The organism is Acinetobacter sp. YH12039 (assembly GCF_013420015.1).
In the GTDB taxonomy this organism is placed as follows: domain Bacteria; phylum Pseudomonadota; class Gammaproteobacteria; order Pseudomonadales; family Moraxellaceae; genus Acinetobacter; species Acinetobacter amyesii.
Genome location: NZ_VOZA01000001.1, coordinates 120,990 through 146,774, shown reverse-complemented (window position 1 = coordinate 146,774; position 25,785 = coordinate 120,990). Strand labels below are relative to the sequence as shown.

The following is a 25,785-nucleotide window of genomic DNA, read 5'->3' as shown; positions in this document are numbered from 1 at the left end:
TTAAGAGTGACTTTTAAACAATTTAAACTTGATAAAACTTACTTCACTTTGGTTTTACGAATCATTTTATATAACGTTGTCGGTGATAAACGTGACACCCAAACACCGAGCTTTTCTTTAGAACCACCCACCACGATGTATTCTTCCCCTCTTTGCAAAGATTGCACTACTGTTTCGGCAAACTCATTGGCTTCTAGACCATTTCCAATAGCTTCATCCTGATGCCCTTGTGGTTTTCCTGCACCATTGAGTGCATTAAATGAAACATTGGTTTTGACAAATCCGGGGAATATCACCGATACGCCCACCCCTTGATCCGCAACTTCCGCACGTAGACTGTTCGCCCACATATGAATGGCAGCTTTTGCAGCAGAATAGGTCGCGCGGTACTGTGTCCCTAATAAGCCTGCAACACTTGAAACAAAAGCAATTCGACCAGACTTTTGTGCTAAAAATGTCGGTAAAACGGTTTTGGTTAAATAGACTTGCGAAAAATAATCTACTTCCATGATGGCACGTTCAGTTTGCATAGTCGTATCCGTAATCAATGCACGCTGACTCAATCCCGCATTATTGATTAACCAATCAATTCGGCCTTTATTCGCAAGGACTTGTTCATAAGCGTGGCGAACTTGTTCTTCATTGGTAATGTCTGCACACACTGAAAGATGCTGATCTGGATGTAATAATGAAACCCGGACTTTTTCCAACTCTTCAAAACGACGTGCGGTCAAAATGACCTGCGCCCCTTGCAAAGCACATTCTTTTGCTAAAGCTTCACCCAAACCTGAAGATGCCCCAGTAATCCATACCACTTTTCCGTTCAAATCATCACGTTTTGCCATTTTGACATCCTTTTAAATAACTAATTTATTCATTTATATGTATTTTATGCTTTATGTAATACAGGCTCATTGTTCAAAAACACCATAAAATGGTCAAAATACTGACTCATCGACCGTGCATCATAAATTTTGCCGAGTTTATCGAAGCGTTTATATCCGAGTTGCGTGGTGAGATTGATGACACCGGTTAAAGTTTTATCCACCACCATATTAAATTTCAGCATTTTTTTCGGTTCACGCACCAAATGCGTCACCCCGGCATCGACCACTTGTGTAAATGCCTTCAATGCGAGTGGGACATATTGATTCTGCCCTTCTTTCATTTGACTGACATAGGCAAGCAAGTCGGTGGCTAAAGAGGCATCGATCGGGTAATGCATAAAATGCTGACCATCTTCGCTGTAAAAACGTCCATATAAATAATTCACCATCGGTACAAGGCGGTCATTGCCGAAAAAAGACACCGACCACGGCATATATTTACGGGTCGTTTCACGTATTTGCTGAATAATTTTTTCGGATTCATTGTCTCCAGACTTATTCATGCGCGCCATTTGGCCAAAAACTTGATCTAAAATTTCACATGCAATATCCGCTAAATTATCCCCTAAGGCTTTGGACTGACTTTTTGTTTCACCTGCATTGAGTTTTTGATGAATCGTCTCAAAACGTTGATATGTCGTAGGTTGAATCTTTAAAGAAATAGAATAAGTCATTTGATATTGCTCCTTTTATCTTAGTTTTGGGATCAATGGATACTTCTTATCTTAGGTCCTATCATACGGACTCTTTTATTTACTGCCAAATCCTAAAAGTTAACATTCGCCCAACATCCCTAATTCACCATTTTTTTTGCTACAATAGATCTAATTTTTTATCCACTTTTGATCTGTTTAGACTATGACTGATTCAGCGCAAAATATTGCTACGACCTACGATCCGACCGAGATCGAAAAAAAATGGTACAAGACTTGGGAAGAGAGAGGCTACTTCAAGCCATCTCAAAAAGGTGATTCATTCTGTATTATGATTCCGCCGCCAAACGTCACCGGTAGCTTGCACATGGGTCATGGTTTCAACAATGCCATTATGGATGCGTTGACTCGTTATAACCGTATGTCTGGCAAAAACACCCTTTGGCAGCCGGGTACCGACCATGCAGGTATCGCAACGCAAATGGTTGTTGAACGTCAATTGGGCGCAGAAGGCATTAGCCGTCACGACCTTGGTCGTGAAAAGTTCATCGAAAAAGTGTGGGAATGGAAAGAACAATCTGGCGGCAACATTACCCGTCAAATTCGTCGACTAGGCTCATCTGTAGACTGGTCACGTGAACGCTTCACCATGGACGAAGGTCTTTCTAACGCGGTTAAAGAAGTGTTTGTTAAGCTGCATGAAGAAGGCTTAATTTACCGTGGTAAACGCCTTGTAAACTGGGACCCTAAACTACAAACTGCCCTTTCTGACTTAGAAGTTGAGTCTGATAAAGAAGAAGCAGGTTCACTTTGGCACTTCAAATATTTCTTTGAAGATAAGTCACTTCGTACCCATGACGGCAAAGATCACATTGTTGTGGCGACAACACGTCCTGAAACATTGCTTGGCGATACCGCTGTTGCGGTTGCGCTTGATGATGAACGCTATGCAGCGCTTGTTGGCAAGAACATTATCCTGCCAATCACAGGCCGTGCTGTTCCAATCGTTAAAGACGAATATGTAGACAAAGAATTTGGTACAGGCTGTGTGAAAATCACCCCTGCGCACGACTTCAATGACTATGAAGTGGGCAAACGCTGTGAACTTCCTATCATCAACATCTTCAACAAAAATGCGGAAGTGTTGAGCGATTTTGAATATATCGCCAAAGCGGGCGAGCAAATTTCTAAAACCATTCCTGCACCTGCGGACTACATTGGTTTAGAGCGTTTTGCTGCACGTAAACAATTGGTTGCTCAAGCTGAAGCTGAAGGCTGGTTAGCGCAAATTCAACCTTACACACTTAAGCCACCTCGCGGTGACCGTTCAGGCGTAATCGTTGAGCCATTATTGACTGACCAATGGTATGTGAAAATTGCACCGCTTGCCGAGCCTGCAATTAAAGCGGTTCAAGACGGTCAAATTAAGTTTGTCCCTGAGCAATACAGCAACATGTACATGGCTTGGATGAATAACATTCAAGACTGGTGTATCTCACGTCAATTGTGGTGGGGTCACCGTATTCCAGCTTGGTACGATGCTGAAGGTAACGTATTTGTAGGCCGTGACGAAGCTGAAGTTCGTGCGAAAAACGGCATTGCGCCTGAAGTTGAATTGAAACAAGACGAAGACGTGCTTGATACATGGTTCTCTTCTGGTCTTTGGACATTCTCTACTTTAGGTTGGACTGGCGACGCGGCGAAAGATAAAGAAAACTATTTCTTAAATACTTTCCACCCGACTGATGTGCTTGTGACTGGCTTTGACATCATCTTCTTCTGGGTTGCCCGCATGATCATGATGACCATGCACTTCATGAAAAATGAAGATGGCACACCGCAAGTTCCGTTCAAAACAGTGTACGTTCACGGTTTGGTACGTGATGGCGAAGGTCAGAAAATGTCTAAATCTAAGGGCAACGTGCTTGACCCATTAGATTTGATTGACGGCGTGGATCTTGAAACTTTAGTACAAAAACGTACGACTGGTTTGATGAACCCGAAACAAGCAGCGAAGATTGAAAAATCTACCCGTAAAGAATTCCCTGAAGGCATTCAGTCTTACGGTACAGATGCGGTTCGTTTCACTTTCTGTGCGCTTGCGAACACTGGCCGTGACATTAAGTTCGACATGAAACGTGTTGAAGGTTACCGTAACTTTGCCAACAAAATCTGGAACGCTACCCGTTTCGTGATGATGAACTGTGAAGAGCAAGTCATTGGTCAAGAAGTTCGTCAAGACCTTTGGGAATTGCCTGAACAGTGGATCGTCAGCCGTCTGCAAAAAGCGGAACAAGCCGTGCAAACAGCATTCGCGACGTATCGTTTAGACTTGGCTGCACAAGCGATTTACGAGTTCATTTGGAATGAATACTGTGACTGGTATGTCGAGCTGACTAAGCCTGTTCTAAATGACGAAAACGTATCAACTGAGCGTAAAGCTGAAGTACGTCGTGTGCTTCTTTCTGTGATGGAAGCATCTTTACGTTTAGCGCATCCATTAATGCCTTACTTAACCGAAGAAATCTGGCAAACACTTGCGCCGAAGTTAAACATTTCGGGCGAAACGATTATGCTTGCACAGTACCCTGTTGCTGACCAAGCGTTAGTGAATGAGCAAGCTGAAGCAGATATGCAATGGCTTCAAGGTTTGATTGGTGCTGTACGTAACATCCGTGGTGAAATGGGCTTAGGTAATGCTCGCTTGTTGCCTGTACTGCTTCAAAACACGACGGATGCGGAAAAAGCTCAAATCGCTCGTATTGAACCATTGTTCAAAGCATTGGCAAAAGTTGAAAGCATTACTTTCTTAGCTGATGGCGAACAACCACCATTGTCTTCTTCTTCTGTAGTGGGTCATGTGTCTGTATTCGTTCCAATGAAGGGCTTAATTGACCCTAAAGCGGAATTAGGTCGTCTACAAAAAGACTTAGACAAGGTTCAAAAACAGCATGACCAAATTGCCACTAAACTTGGCAATGAAGGTTTTGTGGCGAAAGCGCCTACTGCTGTGGTTGAAGGTGAGAAAGTTAAACTTGCTGAGTTTGCTGATCAGTTAGCGAAGATTAAAGCGAATATGGAGCAGATTGCGGCGCTTTAATTTAATTGCTAAATACTTAAAAAATAAGATAAAATCCCCTCATTATTGAGGGGATTTTTTTATAAAATCTAATTACTTATTTATAATAACGATAGGCATTTTATATGACTAAGAAAAATTTACTTGTAGTTCTTCTTACAAGTTCAGTATTAACTCTCACTGCATGTGGAGGAAGTAGTGGCGAAGATTCCAGTAGATCTGCTGAGGATAAAGAGGATACTTCTCAAGCATCTAGTTCATTTAAAGAGATAACAGTTACTCCCCATCTTGGGCAAGTGCATGAAGGTAGAGTAGTTCTTAAGAGTTCTCTAAATAATGAGATAATAGATGAGAAAAATATTGATGGCGTCCATGATATAAAATTCAAAATTGATATAAAGAAAATCTCTGAGCCTCTTTTAGTCGAACTTCTACCTACAAAAAATGGTAAATTTAAATATTCTGATCCAGCTATTGATACTGATCTAGTCAGTATTACAAACCTACCTCAAACTCCTATTTTAAGAGCTGCATTTAATCTTAGAGAAGACCTTACACATATTAGCCTTAGTGCCTTAACAGAAGCATCAGTTAAATATGCGGAAAAAAATCGACTTACCCCTGAAAATATTGAAAAAGCTAATCAATTTATTCAAGATCAATTAAATATTAAACAATTTAAAATTCTTGATGCAACATCTATAACTAATTTTAATACTACTACCTTATTAAATAAAAATACTGTTTCACTTAATGAAATATTCTATATAGCCTATCTATCAACCGCAGCAAAAGAAATTAAGAGACTACATCCAACAAGTAAACAGCCAGCTTTTGATTTTGCTTTAGCACTAGGTGAAGACTTCACTGACGGTAAATTCGATGCATCTCCAAGCATTTCTAATCAGACCTATGATCAATCATTTGGTGCATATCATAAGTATTGGGCAAATGCTTGGAAAAATTGGGAAGCTACATATTATGACCAATTAAAAAATATTCAGGATCCTAATACAGCTTTAGAATGGTTAAATACTTTTAATTCAAAATTTTTATACCAATATAATAACAGTCAAATCTGTGAACAAAATTCATTAGTAAGTGCTGAGTTAAGTGATATTCAGATTTACAATGGTAAATATCAAGATATAACAGCTAATAATGATTTTGACCTCGATATATCTTCCGAAAGAGTTCTATTAGATGGACATACCAAACAACTTTTAAGTATATGTCGAAAAAAAGATTCTAATATTTACCACGCTTTCATAGATTATGGAAATATTCAATTTTTTAAAAATAATGAGCAAAAATTAATTTCATATGATATTCAAGTAGGAAAATTAGGTGCCTCTATATCAAAAGTAGGAAACTTAATAAGAGAATCAGAACCTACACTTCCATTAATTTGTCAGGAAAATAACTGGGGATGTCTATTAATTTCAGACTATGGTGAATTCACCCATAAAAGCCGCTTGTCTGATATGCCAAAAATAGAGATACAATCCAATCCAATATTTGGTACCGCAAGTTTTTCAGCTTATTATACTTTTGATAATAAATTTGGCGGACAAGATATTTTAAATATTGAAACTTCTACCAAAGATTTTTACACATCCATCTCAGTCAATTTTGTAGAACAAAACTTATATGGCGATAAACTAGGATACTCTTGTTTTAAAAGTAATAATACAACTCAGCAAAATCACTTTAGTTGCTCAAATATCAGTTTGGATCAGCAAAATCGCACTATTGTTTTCAGTAATACCAAATTAAAAGTTCTTGGTGGCGGATCTAAGACAATATCTTTAAACGGTACATTACGATACTAAGTTAGACGAATAGATCTAACTAATTGATCTACTTTTCCTCACATAGAAAAGTAGATCAAAAATTATAATCCTCCATGCTCCAACAACATCTCTAACCCACTCTCTTTCCCCATAAAACTCAGCCTTTGCTTTTCCGCTTTCAGCTGTTGCTTCACCGTAGATACATCCGCATCAATCTGCTTATACAACTGTTCAATATTCAGTTGCCCTTTGGACTTTTGCACTGCAATTTTGGCTTTATTTGACCATACAAGTGAGTCAATCAATTCCTGAATCTGCTGTTTTAAGGATTGGCTTTGCGCTTCCAAAGCCTGCTGGTAAAACTTTACTTGCTCCGCACTTAAACCTTTATTTGAACCATTTTTACTTTGTTCAACTTCAAGTTGAAGTTTCAGTAAAAAGAACAAATCTTCTTGCTCGTATGCTTCATTAGCACGTTGTAATAGTTCAGTCTTTTCAGCTTTCTTCGATTCATCAGGCTCACGGTCAGGGTGAATGATGGAAGCAATTTTTAAATACACCGTTTTCAGTGATTGATTCACTAACTTTTCAGCTTGCTCACGTTTTTGCGCTAGGCGTCTGCGCTGATGCTCTTCTTTCTCACGTTGATATTGTTCACTGTCCCACGCTTCATAAGACTCATATTCTTCTGTAGCCTCTTGTTCTATATCAGTATGACCTTTTACTTTACTCTGTTCAGTTTGGGCTGACTTGGTTTTTCTATTTGGCTTTTGATTATGTGCATGGTGCTGCTGATAAAAGGCATCGACCTCCGAGACTTTTTCAAGTTCGGCTGTATTTAGGTAATTGGATTTTTTCAGCTGCTTTGCCAGTTTCGCAAGCTTTGCATCGAGCTGAGCTAAATCTGCTTTGGCAAAGTCTTCTTGCTGTAGATGCTGCCAAAGCTGTGCAAGCTGACGAAAATACACCGCATGCAAATCACGATAGATCGGCACAAGTTTCAGCTGGATATAACTCTGAATTTCACTTTTGGCATTTTGCCAAAGATCTAAATCCAGCTTTTGCTGTTCGATTTGCTCAATCAGTTTATTCAGCTTTTTATGCTGTCGGGATAAAGCTTCAACACTCGGGAGTAAACTGACTTTTAACTCAAATGACATAAGCAAATTTAACGCAAAAAGAAAATTATAGCCGATCTAAGCACTAAACTTATGAGCCCTTTGCCTAACTCAAAAATCACGTTTTATTAATTAACGCTCAAACCGTTGTAAATATTGACTCAACTCTTCTCGAACAACCACCTCATGTCCTGCATGACTTCGACTTTGTTCCAAGAGATGCTCTGAGTCGATCACTGCCACGCGATGACCATCCGCAATTAAACGATCTACGCCTTCAAAGAGCATTCGAACACCAACATCGTGTATCAAAGAAATATTGGTCAGATCTAAAACGATATGGTTATTCGCAACAGGTTCATCCTCTAAGATCCGCAGCAACATTTCCGACTCAGTAAATTGCAATACGCCGCGCAGTTCATACACCACCACCGAATGATCAATACCGCAGGTATAGCGACTTTGGACGATCGTTTGCGCTGAAGGTGTTCCCTCCATCACATGTAGTCCCATGTCCTTAGACAGTCGCTCAAATATTTCTACACCTCGAACACTATTCCCATGTGTATCGAGTTTCGGACTAAAGACTGCCAGCCCAACCTGCCCTGGCAAAGCCCCCATGATGCCACCGGCCACACCACTTTTTGCAGGAATACCGACCGTTGTCAGCCAATCACCCGCAGCATCATACATGCCGCAAGTCATCATCACACTCAACACTTGGCGCACCACCGAACGTGACAGCAACCGTTTTCCTGTGGCTGCTTGCACGCCACCATTGGCAAGCACACTGGCCATTTTTGCCAAATCTTTAACCGTCACTAATATTGCACACTGACGAATATAGCCGTTCACTACGTCTTCAGGGTCTTCTTCAAGTACACCGACTGTGCGCAGCATGTAACCGATCGACAAATTTCGAAAAGCCGTCTTCACTTCAGACTTATAAACCGCTTCATCAAAACTCAGCTCACGCCCCGCCAGTTCACTTAAAAATTCACGGAGTTTTTCAGCTCGAGTGCTGTGTTCGTCATGCGGTAAAAGTGAATGTGTGGTGATTGCACCCGAATTGATCATCGGGTTTTTCGGGGTATTGCTCTGTGGATCGAGCGCAATTTGATTGAATGCCTCTCCCGATGGCTCGACACCGACTTTTTGTAAAACGCTGTCTAAACCAAGATGACGAATCGCTAAGGCATAAGCAAAAGGTTTAGACATCGAACATCGACTGAATGGTGAACTCGACTTCGTCATCACCCGTGGAATAAATCGTGCCATCTACGGTAGACAGTGCCAAAGCCAGTCTATTCGGATTGGCGTTAGCTAACTCAGGAATATAATCTGCCAAAGCTCCGTGTTGATTGGCATCGCAGGCATTAAGGACATGCTGTAAATAATCTGGAACAGGCGTTTTCATAAAGGTTATTTTTTGTTGTGTGCTTTTTTATTTATAACAAATTGAGCTACCTCTGTATAAGTCCTTATGGTGAAGACGTGTTCTGAGCTAAAACCTGTATGTGCTGTATATTCAAATGGTGCATCATTTCTCGAATAAAAACGAAATAACTGAGTTGAATGATTGCCTGTTCACCAAATAGATTTTGGTAATATTCGGTATGTTCAATCAATTCATTAAAGCCATGTTCTAAGCTTTGTCGGTCAATGTGGGTCGCATGTTCAAAAAAGCTCTGCGCCAATATATGCAGCATCGCATCATTCGACTGAGCATAGCGCTGCGTCTGATAATCGAGCTGTAATCGTTCTAAAATTTCTTCAATTTCATAGATCAAATATTCAATTGCCAAAGCATCGAAGCGCTGATGTCGGACACATTTTTGCACCAAAGCGACTAAGCCATGATCAAAATGAATATTCTTTTGCTCGGTCTGAAAGTCGAACTGCGCTAATCCGAGCTGAAATTGTAATTGCTGCATCGCTATCGTTTAAATTATTTAATCTTCTGCCAAGTTTAACTCACGAAAGCTACGCACTTGGTTACGTCCTTGTTGCTTTGCCATGTACAGCGCTTGATCGGCCATACGCGTGACCACAGCAGACGGTGTCCCCTCAATCGCAGTTGCTACACCGAAACTTGCACTAATCTTCAAGATTTGTTGGTTGGCTAGCATTGTTTCAGCTTCAGAAATGGCCAATCGACAGCGTTCAGCGACCTCTATCGCCTGCTCTAAACTCTGATTTTTTAAAATTAAAATAAATTCTTCACCGCCATAACGTCCAACCACATCTTGCACACGGGTATTGTCATTTAAAATTTGAGCAACACGTTGTAAAACGGCATCTCCTGCATCATGTCCATATAGGTCATTGATCAGTTTAAAATGGTCGAGATCAAGCATAACAACTGCAAATTCAGGCCGTGTCTTTTTACTGAGTGTATCAAGTTCATGACTAACATAACGACGATTAAACACATTGGTCAGACCATCGAAACGGCTAAGGACTTCCATCTTTTGTTCACGGTGTCGCCACTGTAAAAGCAAAATCTGAAAAAACACCGCACTGACGATCAATATGGGTAAATACAACTCCGCCATACTCATGAGCCAAAAGGCATTGTCGTAAAACTCACTCTGTTTTAAAGCCGGGCTGAAAATCGGTGCATATTCTAGATGGTCAATCGAAGTTTGATAGCAAATGTAGCCAATAAACAGTGTGATCGGAAATGTAATACTGAGCATAATCGCAGGGCGATAAAAAACTAAACCGACCATTAGCAGATTGACCGTCCCCGCCATGGTGGCAGGACTATAGATCCCGATCATATAGCCACCATAGATCATGCCGATCCCAAACAGGACGGGCGAAAAATAGCTAAAAAACAGTCTAAAATTTAAATAATTTTTGAAATAAAGACTGAGTACGGCCAATACGCCATAACTGAGTAGGACTATACAAGCGACGATGATCCTGAACTTGAGTTCACTCGGATTAAACCAAATCCGATTGGTCGAATAATAAAAATTCATGATGCACCACTTCAACACGCTAACTTGACTCAGCATGCCAAAGATGAGAAGTAAACGCCCTTTATCGTAGTCAGACCAATTGATGATGAGATAGTCTGACTCAAACAAAAGATGCTTCAATTTACGCCATTGTACGCCCCATTTCGTACAGACAGCATTGCCCCAATTTTTCCCCATTAATCTTCTTTTTTATTTTATTATTTCGCTAGTTATACAAGGTTTTAACTTCAAAAAGAATGCCTATTTTCACAATTAAAAATGCAACATTTAAAGCCTTTAAACTTCACTTGCACCACTATTCAATTTACTTTTCCGTTATTTTTTTAGCTCAATTGGTCACTTTTTTATTTTTGAAATAACACGGTTTATTATTCTAAACGCTCGGTGAATAAGATCCCGTTCAGATGATCGACCTCATGTTGTACGATCCGTGCAGGAAAGCCATTCAGGGTTTTCTCTTTGACTTCACCTTGAAGGGTCAAATATCGCACGTGAATTTGCTCGGCTCTCGGGACTTGTCCTCGTGCATTCGGCACACTTAAGCAGCCTTCTTCACCCAAAACCGTGGTCGTAGATCGAGATGTAATCACTGGATTGACCATCACGATCGCCTCCATTTCAGGCGCATCGGGATAGCGTAAATTTGCACGTGAAGCCACGATAATCACCCGCTTTGAAACATAAATTTGCGGCGCGGCAATGCCTACGCCTTGACGCTCAAGCATGGTGGCATGCAGTGTTTCGCTCAGTGCAATTAACCATTCAGAACCTATTTCAGACGCTTGCACCTCTGCAGCCGTAAGCGTCAAAATCGCTTCACCACGCTGTGCAACAGCAGCAATATGACTCATGTTTTTATCCTTTTAAGTCTAGCGGGCTTAAATTATTTAACTGATGTAACGCACGTAAAAGTAATTTCACAATTTTAAAATGATATTTAAGTTTATTCGACGGAGTCTTACATCTAGGATTTAAATAAAGGGATTAGCCTTCGGCTGGAGGTACTCTTACGAAACAATGTTTCTCATTAGGCAAAATGAGAAGCAAAGCTTCGCAAGGAAACCATCTTGCGGTGCAATGCACCTCACCGACAAAACTCGTTCACTAGTATCAAATTATTCAAAGTATCGCAAAAACTTTTTTGATTAGAAGGAGTCCTGTCTCAAACACTTGCGGATGACGTTACCGCGTATCATTCTTTCATTTGAATCAAATAACGCTTCTGATGTTACTGCGTAATATCAGTTATTTAAAAAAAAACAACCATGCAATATGCATTATTATCGGTTCTGAGTATAAAACAACAGCATGCTATGGCTTTGAATCTTTTGTGGTTTATATAGAGCACAAAGTAAAATAGTAGATCATACTACCCTATTCCATTGATATTTATCATTTATACATCAAGGTACGCCATTATCTATTACCAATCATTCTTTAAGTTAATGCGACTTTATCTATATTATTTTGTTCTTAATTAATAATATTTTCATAACTATAAGTTTTTAATAAGGCAACAAAGTTTGATTATTCAATAAAAAATTGAATCACTAAAATCGTCAAATGCTATTTGCTGCTGGAAAATATGTGCATGGAAGCTCAGCCACGCCTGACTCGTCAAGATAAACGCACCCTCGGACTGTCATCCCTCGGTGGCGCACTTGAGTTTTATGACTTTGTCATTTATGTGTTCTACGCCAAAATTATTTCGGAACTGTTTTTCCCCACTGGACTCAGTCCATTTTGGGCGATGCTGAATACCTATGGTATTTTTGCATCTGGATATTTTTTCCGCCCATTGGGTGGTGTGGTGATGGCGCATTTTGGCGATTTGATTGGTCGTAAGCGTTTATTTAGTTTGTCTATTTTACTCATGGCTCTGCCTACACTGATGATCGGTGTGATGCCGACTTTTGAAAGTATTGGTTATGCAGCACCACTTTTGCTCCTACTGATGCGTGTGATTCAAGGCATCGCGATTGGTGGTGAAATCCCTGCTGCATGGACTTTTGTTTCAGAGCATGTGCCTGAGCAAAAAATTGGTATCGCCAATGGCTTACTCACTGCTGGCTTATCTTTAGGTATCCTATTGGGCGCACTGATGTCTTTGTTTATTTCATTACAATTTACAGAGTCAGAAATCCATGACTGGGCATGGCGGATTCCATTTATTTTAGGCGGGATCTTTGGCTTTGTTGCGCTCTATCTCCGCAGTTATTTAAAAGAAACGCCTGTATTTAAAGCCATGCAAGAAAAGAAACAATTGGCTAAAGAGCTTCCAGTGAAACAAGTACTGCAACAGCACAAAACAGGCGTTGTGATTGGTATGCTGTTTACATGGTTCTTAACTGGCTGCGTTGTTGTATTAATTTTAGCGATGCCAAATCTACTCACGGGCACCTTTGGTTTTGAACGTGCTGATGCCTTTAAAATGCAAAGTGCCGCTATTGTGATGCAAATGGTCGGTTGTATCTTGGCAGGTCTTTTGGCAGATCGCTTCGGTGCAGGCAAAGTGATGCTGTTCGGTTCCCTCCTTGTCGCGATAATTGCGGGCGTGTTCTATAACAGCCTGGGCCATGTGGCAGCATCGACCGTGTTTGCGCTCTATATGTTGCTCGGTTTGGCATCAGGTACGGTTGGTATGGTGTCTTATAGTATGGTGAAAATGTTCCCTGCACAGATTCGTTTCTCGGGCATTTCATTTTCATACAATTTGGCCTATGCCATCGCGGGTGGTATCACTTTGCCATTGGTTCAATGGTTGAGTTTATACAGCAACATTGGCGCTATGTATTATATATGGACTGTCTGTTTGGTGACCTTCTTTACTGCGATGCTTTATCGTCAACGTTTTGAAAAAACATCTCGCTAACTGATGTTACGAAGTAACATCAGCAGCGCAATTTGATTCAAATAAATGAACGATACGCGCTAAGGTCATCCGCAAGTGTTTGAGACAGGACTACTTTTAATCAAAATTGTTTTTGCAATACTTTGAAAAATTTGACGCTAGTGAACGAGTTTTGCGGATGACAATGGTTTTGGATACTTTTGCCTAAACAAAAGTACCTCCAGCCGAAGGCTAATCCCTTTATTCAATCCATAGATGTAAGACCTCGTCGAATAGACTTAAATATCATTTAAAAATTGTGAAATTACTTTTACGTGCGTAACATCAGTCACTAAAAAAAGCGGTCAATGACCGCTTTTTTTAAATCTCTTTCAAATCAATTCAGGCTTTTAAATTTTTACGCAATTCATCTTCTACAATTTCAATCTCAAGCTGACTAAAACGACGAATTTCACCTTCTGCATGTTTTTCAAGTAATCCACCAATAAGTGGAACTTTGACTTTCACCGTCCAGTCCAAATTGAAACTCACTTGTGTTGCATCACCACTGACACTTCGTTTACAACTGGCTTCGAGCGGTAGGTTCGGATCTAGTTTGACGTCAGAGGTTAATGCCGCCAAATTACTAATATCCGTACGTTTCAGACGAAACGCATCTTTTAAAAACTTCTTGGCAATATCTGGAATATTTACATCAAGGTTATACGCACGTTTTAAGGTATACATATCACCTGTTTTTTTTGATTCTAAAATTTCTAGATTTTCACCCGGTATGCGTTTGCACACCGCTTCATGCAAGCTGATATCTGCGGCTAGTCGTTTAAAATCTTCAAGTGAAACGCCATGAATTGTGGCATTGACGGTAAATTGATGTGCCATTCTCGTAATCCTTCAGGTCAATATTGGTTTTATTGTTTTATTTCGCCCAGTCTACAGTTGCTATAACTGTGTTTTGGATTAAATCGGAAAGCGCTGTGGCTGTCATTGACCTGAAACCAAGCTAGAAAAACAGAATTGCCATACTGAAATTCAGAGGGACTCTGCCTTAAAGGACTTTTTGATAGATTTGCCCATGCTGATCTTTAAACTCGAGCTGAAATTCCCAGCCCGCATCAATTTTTAAATACATCCCTGCATAGGACAACTTTGCGTACCAATGACCAAAGTCGAGGCTAAAAATATCAAAGCTGGCTTGTTCAGGAAGCTGTTGTATTGGTTTTGCATGTATCAAAGCGCTTGGTTCAAAAGACGTGCAGTGCGAGCCATAATCATGAAAAAGTTCGAAACATAGCTGATTAACTGATGTTATGCAGTAACCATCAAAGCGCAATTTACTTCAAATAAAAGAACGATACGCGGTAAGGTCATCCGCAAGTGTTTGAGACAGGACTACTTCTAATCAAAAATGTTTTTGCGATGCTTTGAATAATTTGACGGTAGTGAACGAGTTTTGTCGGTGAGGTGCATTGCACCGCAAGATGGTTTCTTTACGAAGCACGCTTCTCATTTTGCCGAATGAGAAACAATGTTCCGTAAGAGTACCTCCAGCCGAAGGCTAATCCCTTTATTCAATCTTTAGATGTAAGACTCCGTCGAATAGACTTAAAAATCATTTTAAAAGTGCATAAGTACTTTTACGTGCGTAACATCAGTTGTTAATTTAAGATCATGCTATGCACCACACCATCCCGATCACGGTGTACCAATTTGATTACTTGTGAATAATCAATCAAGATACTTTGGTGTTTGTAACTGATTTGGATGCCGTATTCATCTGCACCATCATCCAAACCGCTGATGCTACATTGCGTGCCTTGTGGAAATGCATTGAGCCATTCAGCGTTATACACATCTGCTATTTGTTCAAACTGAAAAAAGCTCGCTTTTTGCTGCAATAGAAACCCAGCTTGTCGATCAAAACGCAGTTGCTGCTCAAGTTGAAAGTCGATAATCATGACTCTGCACGCTCTTTACTTATTCATCGGGTTCGGAATCGGCTATTAAAAGTAGCTTTGCCATCACCCAATGATCCTTATAAAGCTTTCATCGCCTGTTGCTGCTGTTTATTTTTGACTTGTGTCCATTGCCACCAACCAAATGCCGCCAAGCCCACAAAACCAGCATACAACGCCGCAGTGAGATACAGGTCTTTGTATATAAACATACCCACATAGATAATATCGACAAATACCCAAAGCACCCAAGTAGCAATATGTTTCCGGCTGGTCCAATACGTTGCGAGTAAACTAAATGCGGCCAATTGTGCATCCAAAATCGGCACGGCTGCATCGGTAAAATAGTGCAGGCTTAAACCAAAAATCAAACCGCCCACCGCAGCTAAGAGCATTTGAAAGATCACGAGTTTGGTCGCAATCGGTTCAATACGAATGTCGTGGTCTTGTTGTTTGCCCTTCAACCAATGATAAAAACCGTAGAAGTTCACCACTACAAAGAAAAACTGCAAAATGGTTTCGCCATAAAGTTTGTAGGTATAAAACAGGTAGGCATACAGCAAAAAAGCTGCAAAGTTAAACCACCAACACCACATATTTCGCTTAATGGTTAAAGTCACCCCGATTAAGCTAATAATGACTGCAAAAATTTCTAAGTTTGACATGGTAGATTGGGCCTTAAAAAAGCTGCAGCTATTATGGAAAAAATCAGCCCAAAGGCAAGCTATATCCTGCACTATTTCATATCAACTCTGTAAATTTTAAATCAAACCACTCATCCACCAGACGATGATTTTGATGTTTTGAACGCATCAGTTTTGACAGTTTTCTAACAATCGTTTAAAAACTTAGCTATGCATAAAGAATAATCAGAAGGAATCATCCAAATGTCAGAACAACAAGGTCGTGTAAGTCGAGAAATTCGTGGTCATCTTTATTTAATCGGTTTGGACCGTGCAGATAAACGAAATGCGTTTGACAGTCATTTAATTCATGACCTTTCACTGGCGCTCACTGAATATGAAGATGATCCAAATTTACGCTGTGCGGTGATTTTTGCTCATGGCGATCATTTTACTGCGGGTCTAGATCTGGTCGAACTACAACCCAAACTTGGCAGCGGGCTGTTTAATTTTCCTGATCAGCAAATTAATCCGTGGGGAACCAACTCACGACAACGAAAAAAACCAGTTGTGGTCGCGGTACAAGGGTTCTGTTTTACAGCGGGTATTGAACTCATGCTGAATGCCGATATCGTGATCGCACAGCGTCACACGGAGTTTGCTCAAATGGAAGTGCAACGTGGCATTCTTCCCTTTGGTGGCGCAACAGTTCGCTTTGTGCAAGCAGCGGGTTGGAATAAAGCCATGCGCTATTTACTCACAGGTGAACGTTTCAATGCGCAAACGGCATATGACATGAACTTGGTGACTGAAATCACCGACCAAGCGCCCTTATCTCATGCAATAGAACTTGCAGAACAAATTGCACAGGCTGCACCACTGGCGGTTCAGGCAACACTCGCTGCAGCACAGCAAGGGGTGCATTTGGGAGCCGATGCTGCCTTTGCTCAATTGGATCAGCACTTACAACCACTACTAAAAACACAAGATGTACAAGAAGGTGTGATGGCCATGCTACAACGTCGCGCAGCCAATTTTCAGGGCAAATAACCCTTTATTTAAACTGAGTAAACCCTTTACGTCCTGCCTATCAAGAGAAAAATTATGTCAACGGATTTAGAACCAGCAGCGCAAGAAATACATAGTACACCCGTGAGTTTCCCTGCAACCGATGGTTATACGCTTTCAGGCGTTGAATATCGGCCTAATACTGCCGCTAAGGCCAATATTATTATTTCAAGTGCGACAGGTGTACCTCAACAATTTTACCGTCGTTTTGCCGAGTATGCCGCAGGACTCGGTTATCAAGTACTGACTTTTGATTATCGTGGTATAGGACGTTCTGCACCGTCAAAACTTAAAGGCTTTAAGATGTCTTATCTTGACTGGGGACGTTATGACCTTTCTGGTGCCATAGCTTATATGCAACAACACGGTCAGGAAACTTTTCTAGTGGGACACTCTTATGGCGGTCAAGCACTAGGCCTTACCTCAAATCATGATCAGATACGTGCCATGTATTGTTTTGGCACTGGCGCAGGTTGGCATGGCTATATGCCCTTTAAAGAAAAAATGAAAGTTCATGTGATGTGGAATATCGTTTTTCCGCCGATGGTTGCCGTCAAAGGGTATTTGCCTTGGAGCAAACTCAATATGGGCGCTGACCTTCCTGTCGATGTCTATAAGCAATGGCGTCGTTGGTGTAAAAACCCAACCTATTTCTTTGCCGACCCTGAGCTGAGTGAGCTATCTCAACAATATGCTGCAGTTCAAACGCCGATTTATGCGGTCGCTGCGCTCGATGATGACTGGGCATTACCCAATTCACGACATGCTTTTATGCAACATTATGCGCAAGCATCAATGCACTATATCAATATTGAAGCGCAAGATTATGGTCTAAAACATATTGGTCATATGGGATATTTCCGCAAAGGTGCTGAACCCTTATGGCAGGAAGTCATTGGAAGGTTTGACGAACTATTAGTCGGTTAAACCAATTTACTTTATACACATCATAGTGATTTATTTGGATAGAGAGATACATGCGTCCACGGAAAAACACCTCAGAACATCTATTACTACAGTCAGCACACGCCTTTAAACGCTATGGCTATATGGGCTGCAGCATGGGGAAATTGGCTGAAGCCTGTGGACTTTCAAAAGCTGCGTTTTATTATGACTATCCGAATAAAGACGCTTTGCTGATGGAAATTTTAAACCTGACACACGTGAAGTTAAAGCACAGTATTTTTCAGCAATTACAGCGATCCACTGCATCACCTCAACAGGCTTTCTCGCACATCCATCAACAGGCCATCCAGTTTTTTAGCCAAGGTGGATTAGGCTGTTTGGTCGGGATCTTAAGTATGGAGCGGCAACATTTACCTGCCGAGATTTTTGCAAAATTACAGTCCATCTTTCAGGAGTGGCAACTCGCCTTTGAAGTGTTTTTTAAGCGATGCATGACCATCGAACACGCCGCTCAACTTGCCAAAGTCAGCTTGGCGGATTATGAAGGCGCTATTTTAATGGCCCGAATAACCGATGATTTGAGTTATCTCGATTTAGTCCAAGATCGCATTTTGCTTCAACTTGCGGAGTCTTGATAGCGATATTCAATTTTATGTTCTTCGCCAAAACGGTCGACATGTGTATAAAACTCACCGTATCGGCCTAAATAATACTCGAGTGATTGATTGTAAAAATTCCAATAAATCGACCATTCATTCAAATCTAATTGGCGAATTTGAGTTTTACAATTCACTGGCATGCGACGTAAAAAGACTTCTTGTAACTGCTCGGCTGCCTGTAGCGAATCTAATTTGTATTGTTGTTGAAAGAAAATTTCCGCAATATCATCAAAAAGTTGCTGTTCATATTCATCAACTTCAATGACCTGATCGACTTGGCGTATAGCATCATCATTCGATGCTAAAGAGATACTGTTCGATTTTTCTGGTGCTTGGTAGCGCGTATATTTTTGACGATATTTTTCTGTTTTTAGGATTTTTTTGACCACAATGCCCGCTGCAGACAACGCGATCAGAATACATATCACAATGAGAAAATTAACCATAATAACAACCTACTGCCGATGACGCGCATGCACATCTTGAATCATCGAATATTTTTATGGACTAATATAACGCACAATAACGTTTAAAATTCATACAAAATTATTTTAAAGCTGAAATTTGGCCTATTTTCTTTGCTAATTTATTTCAAACTATTACACCTGCTGAAATCATTGAGTATGTATACATTTCTAAAAAATCTATTATTACTTTAAAAACAGTATAGTTAGATGCATTTATGTCGTTATTTATCCGTATTTAACGATTAATTTATAAATATACATTTGTAAATTTTGCAACAATTTTGAAATAAAAACCCAACCCAACAGCGCAATGGCAGCAAAAAAACATAAAACGCAACAAGAAACCTCTTTAAGCACATGGCGATATCTTCTGAAATGACAGGCTGTTGGAGTTTTCTATAAAAAGAAAAAATTATGATACGCGAAGCACAAATCCAGGACATACCCGAAATTATTCACGTGATTCACAACAGCATTCGTTCATGTATCCAGGACCATCAACGTAATGAAAGTGTGATTCAAACTTGGCTTGAGGAGGCAAATCAATCAAATATCTTAATGTGGATGCTTTACAACGATAGTTGGGTCTACGTCAGTGACAATCGAGTGGTCGGCTTTATTTTAGTCAGTGATCAGGGACAAATTTTACTGAACTATATCTGCCCAGAACGTCAGTACCAAGGCATTGGTAAGGCGTTATTGTTAAACATGATTCACTGTGTCCGGAAAAAGAATATTACCGAGATCAGTCTAGAAAGTACCCATACGGCACTCGCCTTTTACCAAAAATATGGCTTTGTCACACATCAGGATTTTGAGCCTGCCGATGTTCCGCTCAAATTGGTTAAACAGCTCTGTTAGTAGAGAGATAAAGTTCATAGAAGGATAGATTTTCAAACAGCATGAATTTGAGAGATGAATTTAAATGAGTATTGGCAATGGTACTAACAATAGCACCGCAAAGTTTTAACCGTTTACAACTGTGTATCAAGGCTTAAGTTGATCGCGTCCTGCCTGTTTAGCCATATATAAATAATGGTCTGCATGCTTCATTAAGGCTTCGATACTGTCGAAGTCATTCTGCTTATCCATCCATGCCATGCCCAAACTCAGTGTGACGTAATTTTTGTCATCCCCCCGATTAACATGTTCAAGTTGTTCATTACGCATGGCTTCGAGTACCAATTGCAATTGCTCTTGGGCAATCGCATACGGAACATCATGCATCAATATGGCAAACTCTTCTCCCCCGTAGCGAGCCACATAGGCTGAACTTGGCAGGGTATTTTGCATGGTTTTCACGATCTGCTGTAACACCTCATCGCCTTTGAGATGTCCATAGTGGTCATTATAATTTTTAAAATAATCGACATCTAACATAGCAAAGACCAATGTTCGGTGACTATGAAAACGGACTTCCGAATATAAGCGTTGAATTTCAGCATTCAATGCACGACGGTTAAATGCCCCTGTTAAGGCATCAATACGAATTTGTAGCTCTAATTTTTTATTCAGCTCGTGAAGCTGTAAGGTGCGCTCTTTAACTTTCTGATCGAGTGAACTGTTTAGCTCAAGCAAACTATTATTCAACTGCTCGGTATGCATCGACTGCTGTGCATAGTGATGCGATTGCTGAAACATGATCAACAAAGCATACAAACTGGTTGAAATGAACGATAAATTGACTGAATCAATCAAATTCATCATCAGCAAGAAGTCGTTTAAAAAAGTAATGCACAGGAAAATAACCGCGATTAAATTTAATTTTGAATACGGTTCTTTCTTTTTCAGTGTTAGGTAAAAACCATACGCAAAATTACTCAGAACAACGATCACATAGGCAAAGCTGTAGGTTGCCAAAGGCTGAAAAATCTCAGGCGTCGAAACAAAAGTCACTGAAATATTCAAAGACAACAGCAACATCGCTATCTGATAATTTAAGGTAAATAAATAGCGACGACTGAGTAAGTGGATATAACTTAAAAAGAAAATCGACGCCAAATAAGTAAATAAATATTCTAATCGCGTGCCCCACAACCAATTGATATCGGTAAAAGTGGTATAGGCATAAGGTGCTGAAAATAAATTATGGAATGCTAAAAAGACAATAAATAAGCCAAACACCAAATTACTTCGGCTATTGCGACCGCGTAAACCTCGGAAAACAGAAAATAGGATCGTAAAGAGTCCCACACCCAAGACGGCGCCCGACACCATTCCAATACTCATCATTTGTTGTTGGAATTGGCGGTTTATTGTCTTAGCAATACCAATACGCATCGGGTTTTCAAACCCGCCGTGCATACTGTTAAAACTTGAAGCCTGAATGGTTAAAGTGAAATATTCATCTTGTGCCACAAAATAGGCAATTCGCGGTGCATTCTCCGTTTTTTGTTCTGCTTCAGTACGCCCCACCTCGCCCAAACGAACGATCACATCACCATTTAAAAATACCCGATACGCACCGTACTGATTTGGAATCAATACCGCGATACGTCGACCAATAAATTGTTTAGGGATTTGGAAATGTCCAGTAAATGTCCCAAAACCTTTACTGTCCCCTGTGATGTCTTTAAATGATGCAGGCAGATAGACCGTTTGACCGACTAGAACCGAACTCGGAGAAGTTAAAAATTGATTTGGATAAAACAACCATTTGCCTTGTAAGAGGCTACTGGTGTCTTCCGTGAAGTAGATTTGGTTAACTTCGTTTTGATGTTTTAAATAAAACGATTTAGGCGCAGTTTCATACTGTGCTTGAGCAGTCGATACAGTGAATGCCAATGTAAAAATAATAAAGGTAAGAACCCAGAACAATCTGGTGCAAGGCAACTGTAAAGACAACGGCTTTGATTCCTGCGTTTATACTCGAGCAATTATTCTAATCTACGGTAAAAGACAAAAATAACAACTACTATTTTATCCAATTGATCAATAACGTCCATGTCATCGATCTAAAACAGTCACTGTATTAATCGCGCGTTTTTACATCATACAATTCAATCTCAAAAATAAGATTTGAATTGGCAGGAATCACATTGCCCATTTTACGCTCACCATAAGCCAAATGTGATGGCACGATTAACTTACGTTTACCACCGACTTTCATCCCCATGATGCCCTGATCCCAACCTTTAATCACACGGCCTGTACCAATTACCGTTTCAAAATAATTACCACGATCCAGTGATGAATCGAATTTAGTGCCGTCTTCTAACCAGCCTGTATAGTGTGTTGTAATCAAAGCGCCTTTAACCGCTTCTTTACCTTCGCCTACCACTAAGTCAATAATTTCTAATTCTTTGCTCATGCTCTCAACCTCAAATGCCGCAATCAAAATAAAACCCTATTATAAACAGGATTACTTTGGATGCCGTAGTAAATACGCTGTTAAAAATTGAGCTCCAGAATATCCTGATCATTCATTAGATCTTGAGTTAATTTTCTATGGTTTGTCGCAGAGCCAATTAAGATCCAACGCCCACTGATTTTATGTTCAGTTTTATGTCGCACACTACGAACCACTTGCATTTGATAGGTTTTAAACAGCTCTTCATAGTCATCCAGCGTTTGTTGTCGAAAGTGACAAACGATACGATAACTCCGTGCTTGGTTTTTCGCTTCAATCCACGCTTGAATATAAATCAAAACAATTAAAACGATCAGCACAATCACCGTACCAATCAAGCTCAGCATGACATAGCCCGCTCCCGCAGCCATGCCTAAGGCAGCGGTCATCCAAATGGTAGTTGCTGTGGTAATGCCTGAAATTCGATTTTCATCTTTAAAAATTACCCCCGCACCCAAAAAGCCGAGGCCAGTCAAAATATTGGCCGCAATTCGATCATGACTATCAACGCCGATACGTAACGATAAGATAGTAAATAAACATGAACTTAAACTGACCATAATCATGGTGCGCAGACCTGCCGACTTACTTCGGTACTCACGTTCCGCACCAATGACAGCGCCAATCATAAGCGCCACAAATAACAAATAAAAATCAGGGTACATCGGCTGCTCCCCATCTTTAAAATTTTCTCATTGTTTGTAGATATACCGAATTTTATAGTCAGGATGCAAGCCTAAACTCACACCCATCATGAAGAGTTAAATCAAATGATAAACTTATTGCAATTGTGTCCATTCAATGACAGCTTGAGCTTTATCACCTATCAAAGTCCATTCGCCGTCCATTACGTTTAATTGTAAAGACATGGTTCGTTCGGATAACTCTTGAATGGCAGCTGTACTCGCTTCAGATAATTGCCAAATCTCAACATTCTTCAGTGTTTTCAATTTGCTGTTGCGTTTATACCATTCATCTACTGATGAACCATAAGTAATCACAGCAACGTTTGGGCAACGTGCACTGGCTTTTTTGACTTTGTCTTCGTCAGGACAGCCAACTTCAATCCATTTCACCAATTGGCCTGTTAAATCTTTTTCCCACAGCGCTGGTTCGTCTGTTTCGAAAAGATCTTTGGTAAATTCTAAGGCTTCATCTGCATAGCGTGCATATGCCAAGACACGTACCATCAAACGTTCAATCGTTTCAGAAGGATGCAAAGCCATTGTCAATTGATAATCACCATATTGGTGTACATCCATATTGGCAATGTTCAAATCTGCTTTATAAATTGTAGCTTTTAGCGCCATAGTAAAGTCCTCAAATTTGGCGCCTAGCATATAAGATTTAGCAAGCTTTTGCTGCGCTGATTTACTTATTTCTCAGCTTTCTCGGCATCGATACGACACTGCATTAAACGATCTTCAAATTCGAGCCATTCACGTTCAGTCTGGTAAATAATTTCGACACGATTATCGATACTTTCCTCGCTCGACTGATAATTAAACTGATCGGGATTAAAGTTAAAGGTTTTCCACCCTTGGTCTGTCTGAAAAATACCTTTGATCCGTAGCCAATCTTGCTGCTCACAGAGTAAATCTAACAACTCAAAAAAATCAAAGGTCCATCGTTTTGGGAGTTTCCAACCTGCGACACTATAGCCCTGAGCGGATTCAACATAATGATAAGGCAACTGTTTAATTTCTGTGGGTACATCGACCAACGTTTGCTTTTGTATCGCCAATAAAGGCTGAATTTTACGAGGACTTCCCACATAGGCGAGATCAATATTTGCCAATTTTAAATCACCTTTGACGACATTGATCCATTGCTGCTGATACGGTAAATACGTTTGTTTGAGTCGTTCCAAACCAGCTTGATCGGCATCACTCATGCAATCGACATGAGACACCACAACGATTTGTGCCACTTTGAGTTGATCGGCATACAGATTTTGCGAAGTCCACTCTTGATCATGTAAGCGTGAGCCATCAACCACGGTTACCAATGCCCGCATGGCTAAATGCGGATGCCAATGTGGCTCGGTCAATTGCTCCAATAGTTGTCCCGGATGCCCTAAACCTGTCGGCTCAATAAACAGTCGGTCGGGTTTCACCTCTGACAATAATCGTGACAACGCAATTTGCATCGGCAGTTGGCTACTACAACATAGACATCCACCCAATAATTCCTTCACCGCAAAGCCCTGATCTTGCGGCAACATCTGTTGATCGACCCCGATTTGCCCAAACTCATTCATCAGTACGGCCCAAGTTTCGCCCGCTGGCTTTTGCTTTAATAACTGCTGTAAAACTGTGGTTTTACCCGCACCTAAAAAGCCAGAAATAATATGAACCGGAATCGCACCGTGGGTAGAAACTAATTTCAAAAGTGAGTCACTCAAATAAATAGCCAATGATTGATGGCCTTTACCATAATGATTTCAAAAAAATGCTGCAAGTCTAGTCTTCATTTCTCTGTCTTCATTTTTCTAAAGCATAGATCAGCCTAGTATCCGAGGCATTGAATGATGATCTGGCTGTTAAACAGCCTGTTTATTCCATTTGCATGAATGCATGACATATCTGGTCATACTTTATTGACAAAGTTAACTCTTATATTTAAAAAAAAATAGCCATATCGAAAAGAATCCTTACATTTGGATTTTAGTGAAATTTCTAGATTCTGCTTATTTACGACATCGATGTAATCATCATGTAAACAATGAATGAATCATAAAGTCGATTTGGTCATTTTTTCTTGCAAAGTTAAATGAAGATTCCGATATTTTTTTTACATTTAAAACACAGGATGGACGGTTATGTATTCATCCAGTTAACCAGTCTGTTTCACTTTGTTGCTCGCATTGATCACTCGGTTTTCTCGATTTAGCATGAGTTCTCTCCTGATGGACGTGATGATCTTTTCAGGACTTACTAAAATATATAAGGATGCTCAAAATGAAATTAACTCAAATTTTACTTGCTTCTACTCTAGCTGCTGCAGCTGCAACAAGTTTTGCTGCGAGCAAAGATAAACAAGAAGCGCCTGAACAAGAAAAAGTAGTGGTTAGCACTCAAGAACAGCCAGCGACTGAAACAACTGCTGCTGAAGGTACTGCTGCTCAACCTGCTTCAGAAGCAAATGCTGAAGGTTCTGCACCAGCTCAACCTGCTCAGTAATAGACGGATAGCGTACTCCACACGCTAAATTCATTTAGTCTGCTGCTCAACATTTATCCCTCACTAATAAAATGTTGTGCTAAATGAATTAAAGTCGCCGGATCATTGAAAAATGGTTCGGCTTTTTTATGCTCAAAGCCACTGATTGATAGATTTTAATGATCGATAAATCATTCAAAATGATTGATGATTTTCATATAAATAAATATAT

At 40.2% G+C, this 25,785-nt stretch carries 24 protein-coding genes and 1 pseudogene; 8 read left to right on the top strand and 17 right to left on the bottom strand.

Annotated features, from left to right (window positions below):
• Nucleotides 1-38: 38 nt before the first annotated feature.
• Together FTT98_RS00695 and FTT98_RS00690 are read right to left on the bottom strand one after the other, a co-directional pair.
• Complete coding sequence (locus FTT98_RS00695) at nucleotides 39-845, bottom strand: SDR family oxidoreductase (protein WP_180039525.1); 807 nt, start codon at nucleotides 843-845, stop codon at nucleotides 39-41.
• 44 nt (nucleotides 846-889) lie between these two features.
• Nucleotides 890-1,561 carry a hypothetical protein gene (locus FTT98_RS00690; RefSeq protein WP_180039523.1) on the bottom strand — a complete coding sequence of 224 codons (672 nt, stop codon included), beginning with the start codon at nucleotides 1,559-1,561 and terminating at the stop codon, nucleotides 890-892.
• Nucleotides 1,562-1,745: 184 nt separating this feature from the next.
• Here FTT98_RS00690 and FTT98_RS00685 point away from each other — a divergent pair, with 184 nt between their 5' ends.
• Nucleotides 1,746-4,640 (top strand): valine--tRNA ligase, encoded by a 2,895-nt coding sequence (locus FTT98_RS00685; protein ID WP_180039521.1) that lies wholly within the window; start codon nucleotides 1,746-1,748, stop codon nucleotides 4,638-4,640.
• Between the two features lie 104 nt (nucleotides 4,641-4,744).
• Nucleotides 4,745-6,451, top strand: a complete 1,707-nt coding sequence (locus FTT98_RS00680; protein ID WP_180039519.1) for a hypothetical protein — start codon at nucleotides 4,745-4,747, stop codon at nucleotides 6,449-6,451.
• Nucleotides 6,452-6,513: 62 nt separating this feature from the next.
• Here FTT98_RS00680 and FTT98_RS00675 read toward each other — a convergent pair whose 3' ends face one another.
• The 5 genes and pseudogenes from FTT98_RS00675 to def all read right to left on the bottom strand — a co-directional run bounded on the left by FTT98_RS00675 (nucleotide 6,514) and on the right by def (nucleotide 11,368).
• Entirely contained in the window at nucleotides 6,514-7,572 is a 1,059-nt protein-coding gene (locus tag FTT98_RS00675; protein ID WP_180039517.1) for a molecular chaperone DnaJ, read from the bottom strand.
• 90 nt (nucleotides 7,573-7,662) lie between these two features.
• Nucleotides 7,663-8,947, bottom strand: a pseudogene (locus FTT98_RS00670) (glutaminase).
• Nucleotides 8,948-9,011: 64 nt separating this feature from the next.
• The gene (locus FTT98_RS00665; RefSeq protein ID WP_180039515.1) at nucleotides 9,012-9,464 is read right to left on the bottom strand and encodes a hypothetical protein; all 453 of its coding nucleotides are present in this window, start codon (nucleotides 9,462-9,464) and stop codon (nucleotides 9,012-9,014) included.
• An 18-nt stretch (nucleotides 9,465-9,482) separates the two neighbouring features.
• Nucleotides 9,483-10,694 (bottom strand): GGDEF domain-containing protein, encoded by a 1,212-nt coding sequence (locus FTT98_RS00660; protein WP_180176865.1) that lies wholly within the window; start codon nucleotides 10,692-10,694, stop codon nucleotides 9,483-9,485.
• Nucleotides 10,695-10,885: 191 nt separating this feature from the next.
• Entirely contained in the window at nucleotides 10,886-11,368 is a 483-nt protein-coding gene (gene def / locus FTT98_RS00655) for a peptide deformylase (protein WP_180041956.1), read from the bottom strand.
• 740 nt (nucleotides 11,369-12,108) lie between these two features.
• Here def and FTT98_RS00650 point away from each other — a divergent pair.
• Nucleotides 12,109-13,389, top strand: a complete 1,281-nt coding sequence (locus FTT98_RS00650) for an MFS transporter (protein WP_180041954.1) — start codon at nucleotides 12,109-12,111, stop codon at nucleotides 13,387-13,389.
• Between the two features lie 360 nt (nucleotides 13,390-13,749).
• On the opposite strand, the gene FTT98_RS00645 is transcribed toward FTT98_RS00650, so the two are convergent.
• The 4 genes from FTT98_RS00645 to pnuC form a co-directional block, all read right to left on the bottom strand.
• Nucleotides 13,750-14,247, bottom strand: coding sequence for a DUF2505 family protein (locus FTT98_RS00645; RefSeq protein WP_078192225.1), 498 nt, complete (start codon nucleotides 14,245-14,247; stop codon nucleotides 13,750-13,752).
• 166 nt (nucleotides 14,248-14,413) lie between these two features.
• Nucleotides 14,414-14,599 carry a hypothetical protein gene (locus tag FTT98_RS00640; protein ID WP_180041952.1) on the bottom strand — a complete coding sequence of 62 codons (186 nt, stop codon included), beginning with the start codon at nucleotides 14,597-14,599 and terminating at the stop codon, nucleotides 14,414-14,416.
• Nucleotides 14,600-15,023: 424 nt separating this feature from the next.
• The gene (locus FTT98_RS00635) at nucleotides 15,024-15,323 is read right to left on the bottom strand and encodes a hypothetical protein (protein WP_168379270.1); all 300 of its coding nucleotides are present in this window, start codon (nucleotides 15,321-15,323) and stop codon (nucleotides 15,024-15,026) included.
• Nucleotides 15,324-15,400: 77 nt separating this feature from the next.
• On the bottom strand, nucleotides 15,401-15,985 hold the full coding sequence (pnuC, locus tag FTT98_RS00630; RefSeq protein ID WP_168379271.1) for a nicotinamide riboside transporter PnuC: 585 nt from the start codon (nucleotides 15,983-15,985) through the stop codon (nucleotides 15,401-15,403).
• A 222-nt stretch (nucleotides 15,986-16,207) separates the two neighbouring features.
• On the opposite strand from pnuC, the gene FTT98_RS00625 reads away from it, so the two are divergent.
• Genes FTT98_RS00625 through FTT98_RS00615 form a run of 3 tightly spaced genes read left to right on the top strand, consistent with a single transcriptional unit; the run spans nucleotide 16,208 to nucleotide 18,552 of the window.
• A complete protein-coding gene (locus FTT98_RS00625) occupies nucleotides 16,208-16,993 on the top strand; it encodes a crotonase/enoyl-CoA hydratase family protein (protein WP_168379272.1) in 786 nt (261 codons plus the stop codon).
• Nucleotides 16,994-17,047: 54 nt separating this feature from the next.
• A complete protein-coding gene (locus FTT98_RS00620) occupies nucleotides 17,048-17,938 on the top strand; it encodes an alpha/beta fold hydrolase (protein WP_180041950.1) in 891 nt (296 codons plus the stop codon).
• A gap of 50 nt (nucleotides 17,939-17,988) precedes the next feature.
• Nucleotides 17,989-18,552 (top strand): TetR/AcrR family transcriptional regulator, encoded by a 564-nt coding sequence (locus FTT98_RS00615; RefSeq protein ID WP_168379274.1) that lies wholly within the window; start codon nucleotides 17,989-17,991, stop codon nucleotides 18,550-18,552.
• Here FTT98_RS00615 and FTT98_RS00610 read toward each other — a convergent pair.
• Complete coding sequence (locus FTT98_RS00610; RefSeq protein WP_168379275.1) at nucleotides 18,534-19,022, bottom strand: hypothetical protein; 489 nt, start codon at nucleotides 19,020-19,022, stop codon at nucleotides 18,534-18,536. The genes FTT98_RS00615 and FTT98_RS00610 overlap by 19 nt on opposite strands.
• 435 nt (nucleotides 19,023-19,457) lie before the next feature.
• Here FTT98_RS00610 and FTT98_RS00605 point away from each other — a divergent pair, with 435 nt between their 5' ends.
• Complete coding sequence (locus FTT98_RS00605) at nucleotides 19,458-19,904, top strand: GNAT family N-acetyltransferase (protein ID WP_180041948.1); 447 nt, start codon at nucleotides 19,458-19,460, stop codon at nucleotides 19,902-19,904.
• Nucleotides 19,905-20,030: 126 nt separating this feature from the next.
• On the opposite strand, the gene FTT98_RS00600 is transcribed toward FTT98_RS00605, so the two are convergent.
• From FTT98_RS00600 to FTT98_RS00580, 5 genes are all read right to left on the bottom strand, one after another.
• Complete coding sequence (locus FTT98_RS00600; protein ID WP_180041960.1) at nucleotides 20,031-21,827, bottom strand: diguanylate cyclase domain-containing protein; 1,797 nt, start codon at nucleotides 21,825-21,827, stop codon at nucleotides 20,031-20,033.
• Between the two features lie 187 nt (nucleotides 21,828-22,014).
• Nucleotides 22,015-22,353, bottom strand: a complete 339-nt coding sequence (locus FTT98_RS00595) for an FKBP-type peptidyl-prolyl cis-trans isomerase (protein WP_180005310.1) — start codon at nucleotides 22,351-22,353, stop codon at nucleotides 22,015-22,017.
• A gap of 80 nt (nucleotides 22,354-22,433) precedes the next feature.
• The gene (locus tag FTT98_RS00590) at nucleotides 22,434-23,057 is read right to left on the bottom strand and encodes an MgtC/SapB family protein (RefSeq protein ID WP_180005309.1); all 624 of its coding nucleotides are present in this window, start codon (nucleotides 23,055-23,057) and stop codon (nucleotides 22,434-22,436) included.
• Nucleotides 23,058-23,171: 114 nt separating this feature from the next.
• Complete coding sequence (locus FTT98_RS00585; RefSeq protein WP_180041946.1) at nucleotides 23,172-23,702, bottom strand: YaeQ family protein; 531 nt, start codon at nucleotides 23,700-23,702, stop codon at nucleotides 23,172-23,174.
• Nucleotides 23,703-23,767: 65 nt separating this feature from the next.
• A complete protein-coding gene (locus FTT98_RS00580; protein ID WP_180041944.1) occupies nucleotides 23,768-24,781 on the bottom strand; it encodes a GTP-binding protein in 1,014 nt (337 codons plus the stop codon).
• A gap of 571 nt (nucleotides 24,782-25,352) precedes the next feature.
• On the opposite strand from FTT98_RS00580, the gene FTT98_RS00575 reads away from it, so the two are divergent.
• Nucleotides 25,353-25,574 carry a hypothetical protein gene (locus FTT98_RS00575; RefSeq protein WP_078191424.1) on the top strand — a complete coding sequence of 74 codons (222 nt, stop codon included), beginning with the start codon at nucleotides 25,353-25,355 and terminating at the stop codon, nucleotides 25,572-25,574.
• Nucleotides 25,575-25,785: the final 211 nt, after the last annotated feature.